Origin of the sequence: Pseudoalteromonas sp. APC 3893 (assembly GCF_030408095.1) — a bacterium.
Classification (GTDB): domain Bacteria; phylum Pseudomonadota; class Gammaproteobacteria; order Enterobacterales; family Alteromonadaceae; genus Pseudoalteromonas.
This window is the reverse complement of record NZ_JASDCD010000003.1, coordinates 244,489-256,738: the sequence shown is the minus strand read 5'-3', so window position 1 is coordinate 256,738 and position 12,250 is coordinate 244,489. Positions and strand designations below refer to the sequence as shown.

General features: G+C 40.8%; 11 protein-coding genes. 7 read left to right on the top strand and 4 right to left on the bottom strand.

The genetic code is table 11. The features are described 5' to 3' along the window. Positions 1-12: 12 nt before the first annotated feature. Genes QMA12_RS07220 through pseB form a run of 3 tightly spaced genes read right to left on the bottom strand, consistent with a single transcriptional unit; the run spans position 13 to position 3,067 of the window. Positions 13-897, bottom strand: coding sequence for an aldo/keto reductase (locus tag QMA12_RS07220; protein ID WP_290210866.1), 885 nt, complete (start codon positions 895-897; stop codon positions 13-15). After that, positions 894-2,057, bottom strand: a complete 1,164-nt coding sequence (pseC, locus tag QMA12_RS07215) for a UDP-4-amino-4,6-dideoxy-N-acetyl-beta-L-altrosamine transaminase (protein WP_290210895.1) — start codon at positions 2,055-2,057, stop codon at positions 894-896. The genes QMA12_RS07220 and pseC overlap by 4 nt, the downstream gene beginning before the upstream one ends. An 8-nt stretch (positions 2,058-2,065) precedes the next feature. Next, entirely contained in the window at positions 2,066-3,067 is a 1,002-nt protein-coding gene (gene pseB, locus QMA12_RS07210; RefSeq protein ID WP_290210865.1) for a UDP-N-acetylglucosamine 4,6-dehydratase (inverting), read from the bottom strand. 210 nt (positions 3,068-3,277) lie between these two features. Here pseB and QMA12_RS07205 point away from each other — a divergent pair, with 210 nt between their 5' ends. After that, on the top strand, positions 3,278-4,060 hold the full coding sequence (locus tag QMA12_RS07205; RefSeq protein WP_290210864.1) for a flagellin: 783 nt from the start codon (positions 3,278-3,280) through the stop codon (positions 4,058-4,060). A gap of 161 nt (positions 4,061-4,221) precedes the next feature. Continuing rightward, a complete protein-coding gene (locus QMA12_RS07200; RefSeq protein ID WP_290210863.1) occupies positions 4,222-5,658 on the top strand; it encodes a sigma-54-dependent Fis family transcriptional regulator in 1,437 nt (478 codons plus the stop codon). A gap of 71 nt (positions 5,659-5,729) precedes the next feature. Here the strand turns inward: QMA12_RS07200 and QMA12_RS07195 are convergent, their stop codons facing one another. After that, the gene (locus QMA12_RS07195) at positions 5,730-6,317 is read right to left on the bottom strand and encodes a DNA-3-methyladenine glycosylase I (protein ID WP_290210862.1); all 588 of its coding nucleotides are present in this window, start codon (positions 6,315-6,317) and stop codon (positions 5,730-5,732) included. 126 nt (positions 6,318-6,443) lie between these two features. Here QMA12_RS07195 and QMA12_RS07190 point away from each other — a divergent pair, with 126 nt between their 5' ends. The 5 genes from QMA12_RS07190 (at position 6,444) to fliG (ending at position 12,249) form a co-directional block, all read left to right on the top strand. Then, positions 6,444-7,556, top strand: a complete 1,113-nt coding sequence (locus QMA12_RS07190) for an ATP-binding protein (RefSeq protein WP_087530886.1) — start codon at positions 6,444-6,446, stop codon at positions 7,554-7,556. Next, positions 7,553-8,974: a sigma-54 dependent transcriptional regulator gene (locus QMA12_RS07185; RefSeq protein ID WP_290210861.1), complete on the top strand. Its 1,422-nt coding sequence runs from the start codon at positions 7,553-7,555 to the stop codon at positions 8,972-8,974. Before QMA12_RS07190 ends, QMA12_RS07185 begins: the two co-directional genes overlap by 4 nt. A 167-nt stretch (positions 8,975-9,141) precedes the next feature. Continuing rightward, positions 9,142-9,474: a flagellar hook-basal body complex protein FliE gene (gene fliE / locus QMA12_RS07180; RefSeq protein WP_290210860.1), complete on the top strand. Its 333-nt coding sequence runs from the start codon at positions 9,142-9,144 to the stop codon at positions 9,472-9,474. A gap of 20 nt (positions 9,475-9,494) precedes the next feature. Further along, positions 9,495-11,210 carry a flagellar basal-body MS-ring/collar protein FliF gene (gene fliF, locus QMA12_RS07175; RefSeq protein WP_290210859.1) on the top strand — a complete coding sequence of 572 codons (1,716 nt, stop codon included), beginning with the start codon at positions 9,495-9,497 and terminating at the stop codon, positions 11,208-11,210. Next, a complete protein-coding gene (gene fliG / locus QMA12_RS07170; protein ID WP_087530882.1) occupies positions 11,203-12,249 on the top strand; it encodes a flagellar motor switch protein FliG in 1,047 nt (348 codons plus the stop codon). Before fliF ends, fliG begins: the two co-directional genes overlap by 8 nt. Position 12,250 lies beyond the last annotated feature (1 nt).

Genomic DNA, 12,250 nt, shown 5'->3' with positions numbered 1-12,250 from the left:
TTTCTAAACTATTTATAGTTGCCAATTTGCTGGATTGGTGAGTCTTGGATCATTAACAGTCATTTCTTTGAGCACGTCGTGAGAGATTTTGATGCTGCTCTGATAGGCCTCTAAAATTTGCTCTAACTCAGACTCTGAGTTCACACCGACCACTATTTTATCTATTTCATCTTCTTTTAAAGCATATGCAAGGCTGAGTGTTAGTGCCGACACACTAAGATGCTGCGCTAACTGATGAAATGATAATAAATCTTGCTTCCAAGGTTTAAAGTAACTAGCTAACTCATTGATTGGCATTAATAACAAGCCTTGTAAAAAACAAGATCTAGCATGCACTTGTGTTTTGTTTTTACTTAGTAATGAAAGAGCGCCAGTATGTTTAAAGTAGGTATCAAATGCATTGTAAGGTATTTGCACAAGGTTAATTTCGCTCAACTGTTTGAAGCTATCCACCTCTGCACCTGAATACAAAGAAACACCTTTACCCGCTAATTGACTTTCTAATTGTCGTTGTTTTAAACACGCTAAAATGGGCGCTACACCTAGTTTCTCAATGTCGCTTGCTTGGTGAAATAGGATTGCGTTTAGTTTTTGAGTTTTAAAATCTGAAAAACATTGCTCAATTAATGCAATGTAATGATCTGTATCCTTATTAGAAAATTGCTCTTTTTGTAGTGGGGGTAACTTAGTAACTATGTTAAAGCAGTCATTAATCGGAGGATAGGATGCCAACACTTGGTGACTCTCACCGTAACCAAGTGCTGTATCTAATGTAGTAATACCGGCGTCTTTTGCAATATCTAAAATGGCATGAGCCTTGGCAATGCTAGGTTGACCATGCTTATTACTAACACCGTAGTCCAAGCCAAATTGCACTGTACCTAGAGCAAGCTTCATACTAAACCAATCAATGTATTGATAACGAATTGCTGCTCTTGCGCTGTCATTGTTGGATGCACAGGAATTGTAACAGCCTGTTTGTAATATGTTTCAGCGTTTGGAAAATCGCCTTCAGAAAAGCCCAATGCTTGATAATAGGGTTGTAAATGAATGGGTATATAATGCAAGTGAGCAATAATTCCTTGCTCGCGCATGCCTGTAATGACTGATTTGTGTTTTTCTACGCCACACTGCGTTAATCGAACAATATATAAATGGTAGCTAGAGTAACAATCATTCGATTGTATTAAATGAGCTACAGCTGGATTTGCAAACGCATGGTCATATGTTTTTGCAATGTCGTTACGTACTCTTACAAAGTTATCTAGTTGTTTTAATTGGCTTAGCCCCAATGCTGCTTGTATGTCAGTCATTCTATAATTAAAGCCAAGCTCAATTTGTTGATAATACCAAGGACCATGACTAGGTTCAGTCATTTCATCTGGATTGTTAGTGATGCCATGACTGCGTAAGCGCTTCATTTTCTTATTGAGTTTTTCGCAGTTAGTAACCGCCATACCACCTTCAGCTGAAGTGATGATCTTTACAGGGTGAAAGCTAAAAACAGTAATGTCTGAGTACTCACAGCTGCCAACAGGCTTGTTTTTATACGTCGCCCCAATAGCATGAGAGGCATCTTCAATGATCTTAAAGCCATACTCTTTGGCAAGTTCATTTATCGCGACCATATCGCATGATTGACCTGCTAAATGAACAGGGATAACCACTTTGGGAAGTCGCTTGTTATGCTTGGCAACTATTAATTTTTCTTTAAGGGCTGTAACCGACATATTGCCCGTTTCAAGGTCAATATCAACAAAGTCTACTTCTGCTCCACAATACAGCGCGCAATTGCTTGAAGCTACAAAAGAGATTGGCGAAGTCCATACCAAGTCACTTTCACCAACACTTAGAGCAAGACAAGCAATATGCAGGGCTGAAGTTGCACTGTTTGTAGCGCAAGCATCGTTTGCACCACAGTAGTCTGCGATTGCCTTTTCAAATACAGGAACAACAGGCCCCTGTGTTAACCAGTCAGATTTTAAGACATCAATAACGGCATTAATATCGTCTTGTGAAATACTTTGCTTGCCGTAAGGAATTACCTTGTTCATCATCATAAGTATTACAGCAATGCTTGGACATTGAAGTTTTTGATTTCTTCAAGGGTCATATAGTGTGGGTTACTTAAAGAGTTATACTCAAAGCCTTGTTTTACTTTTTTACCTTTTTCGCCAATTGCATTCACGGTAAAGTCATTGCTACGGCTACTGAACTTGATGCCTGGGGCAATTACAAAATGGTCTTTATATTCGTAGGTTTCAAAACATAAGTCTGCAGGACACATTACTTCATGAAGCTTCTCACCAGGACGAATACCGATAACTTTAATAGGTAAGTCGGGCGCCATGGCTTTGGCAAGATCAATAATGCGAATAGAAGGTATTTTAGGAACGAAAATCTCACCACCTAACATTCGTTCAAAGTTAGTCAAAACAAAATCTACACCTTGCTGCAGACTAATCCAAAAACGCGTCATCTCTTCATGAGTGATTGGAATGTGGTCGCGGCTTTGGTCAATAAACTTTTGAAAAATAGGCACAACAGAACCCCGTGAACACACAACATTACCGTATCGAACTACAGAAAACGTCGTCTTATGTCCACCCGCAATATTATTAGCAGCAACAAATAGCTTATCAGAAGCAAGTTTTGTTGCGCCATATAAGTTAATCGGGTTGGCTGCTTTATCAGTAGAAAGCGCTATTACTTTTTCAACATTATTATCTAAGGCGGCATCAATTACATTCTCAGCCCCGTTAATATTTGTTTTAATACATTCCATAGGGTTATATTCTGCAGCAGGCACTTGCTTAAGAGCTGCCGCATGAATCACATAATTTACCCCTCGCATAGCGCGAAGTAGCCTATCTTTATCGCGAACATCGCCTATAAAATAGCGCATACATGGTTGATCAAAGTCCTGTTGCATTTCAAATTGCTTTAATTCATCACGAGAGAATATAATGATTTTTTTAGGATTGTATCGTTCAAGCAATGTCTTTACGTACTTTTTGCCGAATGACCCGGTACCACCGGTGATTAAAATTGTTTTGTTGTCGAACATAATGTTATCCAAGTTATTTATCATTGGCGTAGCTATTTATTTAAGTGCAGTACGCATTGTGAGAATTTTGACACATTTCTCAATACTTTACATAGTAACAGAGTAAGTTAGCAAGTGTGATGCCAAGTTAATTTAGTTTAAACATGGTACAAAGTATAAAATTTGGCAAATTAAGCTATAATTTAACCAAATAGAGTGTCGGAGCTTGCTATGAAAATTGATAACTCAAACCTGCTTATAAACCAAACGCAGCAAACTAGTAATAAGCTTGCTGAGCAATTTGCTACAGGTAAAAAAGTTAATTCTGCGGCGGATGATGCTGCGGCTTTGCAAATTATAGACCGTTTAACCTCGCAACAAGATGGTTATGGCCAAGCTGTACGAAATGCTTATGATGGTATTTCATATTCACAAACGGCGGAGTCAAACCTGTCGAGTGTCAATGATGCTGTGTCGCGTATTCGCGAGCTCTCAATTCAAGCGGGTAATGGTGCCCTTACAGATAATGATAGGGCTGCACTGCAAGAAGAAGTATCGCAATTGCAAACGCAGATATCAGAAACATTCGAAAATGCCACATTCGGTAGTAAACCTTTATTTGATGGTCAATCTGTGTCGTTTCAAGTAGGGCCTGATGGCAATACCACGCAAACAACCACACCCTGGGACGGTAGCTTTGCATCAGGAATCTCAACCATTGATATCTCTACACAAGCGGGGGCACAAGCTGCTATTGATATCAGTGACCAAGCAGCAGACGAAATTAACCGCCAACGTGCAGAGTTAGGGGCTTTTCAAAATACCTTAGCGAGTACTATTAAGGGGCTGGGGACGCAGCAAGAAAATATTGCAGCAAGCCAAAGTCGTATTCAAGATACTGATTATGCTCAGGCTATATCTCAACAGATATCTAATGATATTTTGTCTCAAGCATCCATTGCACTTCGTGGGCAAGCGAATCAATCTGCAGAGTCAATACTAGGTTTATTATAGACTTTGTGTTTTATAAGTAATTCATAAGTATTACTTATAGTTAACTCGTGGCAGTTTTTTGGCAATGATGTCAAAAAACTGTCGCTTAGTGCTTGCATCCCTCTCAAACTCGCTTACAATTTAATTACTAATAGCTTGTTGTAACTGTGGTTCGCTGACTAATGATCTTGATTCTAGATAATAATAATAATCGTGCGATTGGTTTACATGCTTCACTGACATTTATTGGTGAAGCTGTTTTAAGCCTTGACGAGCAAAATTTCGAACAAGAGTGCAATAACTATCAAAAACAAGAATGCATGGTTATCTTGGGAGCGTTACAAGAGTTTGATCATGAAAGCTTAATTAAGCGCTATCCTGCAGTTCCTTTTTTATTGATTGGCGAGACCTTAAAACCACTACTGAGCATTGCTAATGTAGTGGGTTTGATTTCTGAGCCATTTAACCACGACGTTACTACTCAACTTTTGCATGATTGTCAGCAATATCAACGCATGTTGCCAAGCGATCACAAACACCAGAAGCCACATAAGTCGTTTGACGGGTTAGTTGGTGAAACAGAAGCAGTTAAAGATGTCCGTTTTTTAATTGAGCAAGTAGCTAAAACTGACGCAAACGTACTTATATTAGGTGAATCCGGTACGGGTAAAGAAGTGGTTGCTCGCAATGTACATTTATTATCTAAACGTAATTCAGGGCCATTTGTACCAGTAAACTGCGGTGCAATCCCCGGTGAGTTATTAGAAAGTGAATTGTTTGGGCATGAAAAAGGTGCTTTTACAGGAGCTATTTCAGCCCGTAAAGGTCGTTTCGAACTTGCTCAAGGTGGTACGCTGTTTTTAGATGAAATCGGCGATATGCCCCTGCAAATGCAGGTAAAACTTTTACGCGTGTTACAAGAGCGCAGCTACGAACGTGTTGGTGGAACGAAAGCGATACAAGCTGATGTGCGTATTATTGCGGCGACTCACCGAAACCTTGAAGATATGATTGAGCAAGGTTCATTTCGTGAAGATTTATATTATCGTTTAAATGTCTTTCCTATCGAAAACCCATCTCTTTCACAGCGGGCTGATGACATACCGCTTTTACTAAAAGAATTAATGCGCCGTGTAAATGAGCAAAGTGGTACCACAGCTAAATTTACTGAGCGTGCCATTGAAAGCCTTAAAGAACACGCATGGCCGGGTAATATTCGTGAGCTTGCAAATCTAGTCGAGCGCATGGTGATTATGTTTCCTGAGAAGGTCGTTGATGTGCCAGATCTTCCTGCAAAGTATCGTTATATTGAAGTTGATGCCTACGAGCCTCAATACCCTGAAGAGCTGATGGAACGTGACGCGTTTAATGATATTTTTAGTACGGGCTTTAGTGATTACGATGAAGAGCCTGAGATTGAAGTAGCTTTGTCTGATTCGGGGCTATTACCTGATGAAGGTATTGAATTAAAAGACTACTTAGCTGAGCTTGAAATAAGCCTTATTACTCAAGCACTAGAGCGTTATGATTACGTGGTTGCTCGCGCCGCTGAGATACTAGGGGTAAGACGTACAACCCTTGTTGAAAAAATGAAAAAATATAACCTATCACGAGATTAATTCGTGATAGGTTAAAACGAGCCTTTAAACTTTCACCTAGTACCTAGTACCTAGTACCTAACACTTAGCCCTTAATATTTTTCAATAATCTCAGCTTTTCTAAAACAATCATTACTGTGATCGTTTACCATACCGGATGCCTGCATGTGCGCGTAAACTGTAGTTGGGCCTAAAAACTTAAAGCCGCGTTTTTTTAAATCCTTAGCGAAAGCCGTTGATGCTTCAGTAATGGCGGGGTAGTCACTTAATTCATTTAAATTACTGACTTGTGGCTGGTTGTCGACAAACTGCCATTGGTAATTACTAAAACTGCCAAACTCTTGTTGAATTTCTAAAAAACGCTTTGCATTGTTGATTGTTGCACTGATTTTTAGCCGGTTACGCACAATACTCTCATCGAGCATTAAGCGCTCTATATCAGCTTCACTAAATGAGGCTACGGTTTTAACATCAAAATTTGCAAACGCGCGGCGATAGCCATCACGCTTTTTTAATATTGTGTACCAACTAAGCCCCGCTTGGGCTGATTCGAGCGTTATAAACTCAAATAACTTTTGGTCGTCATACAAAGGCACTCCCCATTCTTCATCGTGGTAGGTTACATAATCTTGTTTTGAAGTATCAAGCCATGGGCAACGACACTGTACATTTTTAGCCATAGTGTGTTTTCCTTGTGTCAGTTTATTGTCGCGTTAATTTAAAGCTAAGCTTATGAATTTTAGTTAATATAATTTTGGTATAGATCGTGCATTTACCACCATAGAGAACCTTTATGAGAGTTTACTATGGCACTTGCAAACGTGTTGAAACCACAATTTATCACAGCTAATCAATATAACCCATGCCTGCAACAAGAAGAGTACGTGGGAGAGCTTAGCGAGCTTCGTCAACAAGCGAGTTGGTTAAGTCATTTGGTTGATACCATGCCTGCTGGCGTTATTGTGTTAGATGGTCGTGGCATGATTGCTAAAGCTAATCAAATTGCCATTGATATGCTAGGTGAACCGCTCGAAGGCGAGAAATGGTTTAGTATAATCCAGCGCTCTTTTCGTCCTCAACAAGATGATGGCCATGAAGTTTCATTAAAAGATGGTCGGTTAATCAAGTTAGATATTACGGCATTGGCACCAGAGCCTGGCCAGCTAATACTAATGACTGATTTAACCGAAACACGGCGCTTACAAACGCGTGTGGCTCACATGCAGCGCTTGAGTGCGTTAGGTAAAATGGTGGCGTCATTAGCACATCAAGTTCGCACACCGTTATCTGCAGCTATGTTATACGCAGCTAATTTGGGCTCTAAACGTTTACCTGAAACTTCTCGTGGTAATTTTCATACTAAGCTCATGTCGCGCTTGAAAGATCTTGAAACACAAGTGAATGACATGCTGCTGTTTGCAAAAAGCGGTGACCAACAAGTTGTCGAGCAAGTGTCTATGCAGCAACTTCTTAGCGAAGTAAAAGCAGGTGCTGATGCCATGGTTGCACTTAATAATAGTGATCTTGAGGTTAATTTACCGGAGCCTGATATTGCCATTATGGGTAATAAAACGGCCTTAGCCAGTGCGATTCAAAATTTAATTCATAACAGCATTCAAGTAATTGGCTCAGGTGCCTTAGTGCGTGTAAATGCAGTTCGAGACAGCCATTTAGACGACCATGTGCGTATTAGTGTATGCGATAACGGGCCTGGGGTTGATATGAGTCAAGCTGAAAAACTTTTTGAACCTTTCTTTACTACTAAAAGTCAGGGGACAGGCCTTGGCTTAGCTGTTGTTAGCTCCGTAGCGAGTGCTCATCAAGGCAGAGTTGAAGTTACCAATAATACTGAGGGCGGAGCATGTTTTAGCATATTACTGCCTATTTGTACTGATTCTAAACCGGTGGAGGCATTATGAGTAATAACACTATTTTAGTTGTTGAGGATGACGCAGGTCTTCGTGAAGCACTGATTGACACATTAGAAATGTCGGGTATTGCATGTGTTGCAGCCGACAGTGCTGAGCAAGCAATGTTGCTACTAAAAAAAGACAGTTTTTCGCTAGTGGTCAGTGATGTTCAAATGGGCGCGATGAGCGGGCTCGATTTATTGCGCAGCATTAATTTAAACTACCCAGATTTACCTGTACTCATGATGACAGCATACGCCACTATCGATGATGCAGTTGAAGCCATGCGCTTGGGGGCTATTGATTACATGGCAAAACCATTTGCGCCTGAAGTGCTATTAAATATGGTGAGTCGTTACTTGCCAGAGCCAGAAAAAGAAACTGACGGTCCCATTGTTGCAGACCCATCAAGTATTCAGTTATTAGAGCTTGCCAGTAAAGTGGCAAAATCTGATGCCAGCGTTATGGTGTTAGGCCCAAGTGGCTCTGGTAAAGAGGTGTTAGCTCGTTATATTCACGATAAGTCAGAGCGCTCGAATGAACCATTTGTGGCAATTAACTGTGCTGCCATACCTGAAAATATGCTCGAAGCCACTTTATTCGGTTATGAAAAAGGCGCGTTTACCGGGGCTATTCAGGCTTGTCCTGGTAAGTTCGAGCAAGCCCAAGGCGGTACTATATTACTGGATGAAATCACCGAAATGGACTTAAGCCTTCAAGCAAAGCTGCTACGTGTATTGCAAGAGCGTGAAGTAGAACGTTTAGGTGGGCGTAAAACAATTAAGCTTGATGTGCGAGTACTTGCAACTAGTAATAGAGATTTAAAAGAGGCAGTAAGTGAGCATAAGTTTAGAGAAGATTTATATTACAGACTCAATGTATTTCCGTTAATGTGGCGACCATTATGTGAGCGCCCTGGTGACATTATAGTGTTAGCAAAGCATTTAATTGAACGTCATTTAACTAAAAGTAAAGAATCACTCGCGCAGCTTAGTGAAAAAGCACAGCAAAAATTACTCTCTCATGCATGGCCGGGCAATGTACGTGAGCTCGATAATGTGATTCAGCGGGCGTTGATCTTACGCCAAGGTGAAGTCATCGATGAAAGTGCTATTTTCATTGAGAATTTAACTGTCACCCCGTTTGTTGGTAAACCAGCTACAACGAATGAGGTTTACTATGATGCCGTTGCACCAGCGATTGCTGCAAAAACTGAGTCGATAGAGCCTGTGGGGGAGTTACCAAGCTTAGACTCTGGTACTTATAAAGATGAACTCAAAGACAAAGAGCATCGTATTATTTTGGAAACCCTTACCCGTTGCCAAGGTAAGCGTAAAGACGTAGCCGAAACTCTTGGCATAAGTCCTCGAACACTACGTTATAAATTAGCACAAATGCGCGACTTAGGAATTGCATTACCAGCCTAACCCCTCAATGGGCTCCATTATATAGTAACGCTCAGCACTGCTGGGCGTTGCTATGTCAAAACTCTGACATTGAAAATAAACGCTAACTTATTGAATTTTATTATTTTGTTTTATGGCACGTTTTGTGCTTGTTAAGTTGTTAGTAAAGTGCAACGTCAGAGATAATTATGAAAATTCAAAATAGCGCGTTATTCCAAGAAATGCAGTCTATGGCTCTAGAAGCAGGCCGTAGTAACACCAGCAATGTAATTCCAACGCAAACACAACCCACTTCATCTGCACAATTTGGTGACTTATTAACGAATGCACTCGATACAGTTAATAATCATCAGCAAGAAGCAAAACAAAAAGTAACGGCTTTAGAAATGGGCGATCGCAGTGTATCTCTTGCTGAAGTGATGATTGCATCACAAAAGTCATCGGTTGCTTTTGAGGCGACAGTGCAAGTTCGTAATAAGCTTGTTGAGTCTTATAAAGAAATCATGAACATGCCTGTTTAATTAGGTAGTGGAGAATTATTGTGGCGCAATCTAATCAATCAACAGACCTTGCATTAGCTGGCGGCGGTATCGACCAAGCTGATAATGACGATCAACAAGAGCAAAAGTCAGGCTACTTAAGCGCATTAAATGGTGTTGATGTATTGCGCCAAGTGACTTTGATCATCGCCCTTGCTATTTGCTTAGCTATCGCAATTTTTGTGATTATTTGGGCTCGTCAGCCAGATATGCGTCCGCTGGGTAAAATGCCGACAGAAGAGTTAATTCAAACCCTGGATTTTTTAGATGCGCAAAAGATTGAATATGAGCTGGATGGCAATGTCATTTCAGTTGCAGAGGGTGAATATCAGAATATTAAACTGCTTATGACCCGTGAAGGGTTAGATCAAGCGCCGAGTTCTGGCACTGATATTATAATGCAAGACATGGGTTTTGGTGTGAGTCAACGCTTAGAGCGTGAGCGCTTAAAGCATGGTCGTGAACAGCAGTTAGCGCGTACTATTGAAGAATTAAAAAACGTCACCCGTGCTAAGGTATTACTCGCCATTCCAAAAGAAAATGTGTTTGCTCGTCGTGAAAAAGAACCTTCTGCTACAGTGGTTTTAACACTCAAGCGCGGCAGAATGCTTGATAGTGAAGAAGTTGACTCAATTGTTGATATTATTGCCTCCGCGGTGCAGGGCCTATCACCAGCACGAGTCACAGTGACTGACCAAAATGGCCGTTTACTTAATTCAGGTTCGCAAAGCTCATTAGCGGCACGTTCGCGTAAAGAATACGATATTGAACGTAAACGTGAGCAAGAGTATCTACAAAAAATTGACAGCATCTTAATGCCTGTAGTTGGTATGGGCAATTATACTGCGCAAGTTGATTTAAGCATGGACTTTAGTGCAGTTGAAGAAACACAAAAGCGTTATAACCCAGATTTACCTGCAGTACGTAGCGAAACAACCTTTGAAGAAAATAACATTGGTGGACTTGCGGTAGGTATCCCAGGTGCATTGACAAACCAACCACCAGTCAATTCGGATATCCCTGAAATTGCGGGGCAAGGAGGAGCGGGTACAGGTACATCTCCGAGCAGAAGTCATAAAGAAGCGACCCGTAACTATGAGCTAGATACTACAATTTCACATAAGCGTCAGCAAACAGGTGTTATTCGCCGTATCAGTGTGTCAGTTGCGGTGGATTACTTGCCCACTGTGGGTGAAAACGGTGAAACCACTATGGTACCGCGCTCAGTTGAAGCACTGTCAAATATCCGTCGTTTATTACAAGGTGGGGTTGGCTTTGATTTACAGCGTGGTGATGCATTAGAAGTCGTTACGGTTCCTTTTGTTCGTGAGCAATTAGACGTGTTAGAAGAAGTACCACTTTGGGAGCAAAGCTGGTTCATGAAGGTTGTTCGTTTAGTACTCGGCGCATTAGTTATTATCGTATTGATTATGGCTGTGGTTAAACCTATGCTGAAACGTTTAATTTACCCTGACGACACACTTGAAGAATATGATGATGATGCACTAAGCTCAGGTGTTGATATTGGCGATAACACGCTAGATATGCTAAATAAAGATTTTGATTCTGCTTCGGTTGGCTTCTCAAGTGATGGTACACTGCAATTACCAGACTTACATGGCGACGAAGACTTACTTAAAGCTGTTCGTGCCCTTGTAGCAAATGAACCAGAACTATCCTCACAGGTTGTGAAAGCGTGGTTAAGCGAAGATGACTGATCAAGATTTAGAACAAAAACAACTACCCGCTGCATTTGATGTTGATAAACTAGATGGTGTAGACAAAGCGGCAATCTTACTGTTGAGCTTATCGGAAGAAGATGCAGCGCAAATACTTAAGCACTTAGAGCCGAAGCAAGTGCAAAAAGTAGGTATGGCAATGGCGGCAATAGATGATTTGTCGCAGGCTAAAATAAGTGCTGTACATAATTTATTTATTGAGCAAATACAAAGCTTTAGTACTATTGGCTTCCAATCTGAAGACTTTATAAAAAAAGCACTTACTGCTGCATTAGGTGAAGACAAAGCCGCCAGCTTAATTGATCAAATAGTTATGGGATCAGGCGCGAAAGGCTTGGATTCATTAAAGTGGATGGACTCAAAACAAGTAGCCAATATTATTCGTAACGAGCATCCGCAAATTCAAACCATTGTTTTATCATATTTGGAACCAGAGCAATCTGCTGAAATCTTAGCGCAATTCCCAGAAAAAGTGCGCTTAGATTTAACCATGCGTATTGCTAACCTTGAAGAAGTTCAACCTGCAGCACTGCAAGAACTTAACGAGATCATGGAAAAACAATTTGCAGGTCAAGCGGGTGCACAAGCTGCGAAAATGGGCGGCCTGAAAGCTGCTGCTGATATAATGAACTACCTAGATACCAATGTTGAAGGTCAACTCATGGACTCTATCCGTGAGCATGACGAAGAAATGTCACAACAAATTCAAGATTTAATGTTTGTATTTGAAAACTTAATGGATGTCGAAGATAGAGGCATACAAGCTATCTTACGTGAAGTACAACAAGATGTACTGATGAAAGCGATTAAAGGTACGGACGAAGCATTAAAAGATAAAATATTGGGTAATATGTCAAAACGTGCTGCCGACATGCTTGCGGATGACTTGGAGGCGATGGCACCGGTGCGGATTAGTGAAGTAGAAGCTGCACAAAAAGAAATACTATCAACAGCTCGCCGTTTAGCTGATTCAGGTGAAATTATGCTTGGTGGCGGCGGTGGCGAGGAGTTCTTGTAAA

Coding starts and splice junctions, on each gene's coding strand:
- QMA12_RS07220 (WP_290210866.1), bottom strand. CDS start 897: ATGAAGCTTGCTCTAGGTACAGTGCAATTTGGCTTGGACTACGGTGTT.
- pseC (WP_290210895.1), bottom strand. CDS start 2,057: ATGATGAACAAGGTAATTCCTTACGGCAAGCAAAGTATTTCACAAGAC.
- pseB (WP_290210865.1), bottom strand. CDS start 3,067: ATGTTCGACAACAAAACAATTTTAATCACCGGTGGTACCGGGTCATTC.
- QMA12_RS07205 (WP_290210864.1), top strand. CDS start 3,278: ATGAAAATTGATAACTCAAACCTGCTTATAAACCAAACGCAGCAAACT.
- QMA12_RS07200 (WP_290210863.1), top strand. CDS start 4,222: ATGATCTTGATTCTAGATAATAATAATAATCGTGCGATTGGTTTACAT.
- QMA12_RS07195 (WP_290210862.1), bottom strand. CDS start 6,317: ATGGCTAAAAATGTACAGTGTCGTTGCCCATGGCTTGATACTTCAAAA.
- QMA12_RS07190 (WP_087530886.1), top strand. CDS start 6,444: ATGGCACTTGCAAACGTGTTGAAACCACAATTTATCACAGCTAATCAA.
- QMA12_RS07185 (WP_290210861.1), top strand. CDS start 7,553: ATGAGTAATAACACTATTTTAGTTGTTGAGGATGACGCAGGTCTTCGT.
- fliE (WP_290210860.1), top strand. CDS start 9,142: ATGAAAATTCAAAATAGCGCGTTATTCCAAGAAATGCAGTCTATGGCT.
- fliG (WP_087530882.1), top strand. CDS start 11,203: ATGACTGATCAAGATTTAGAACAAAAACAACTACCCGCTGCATTTGAT.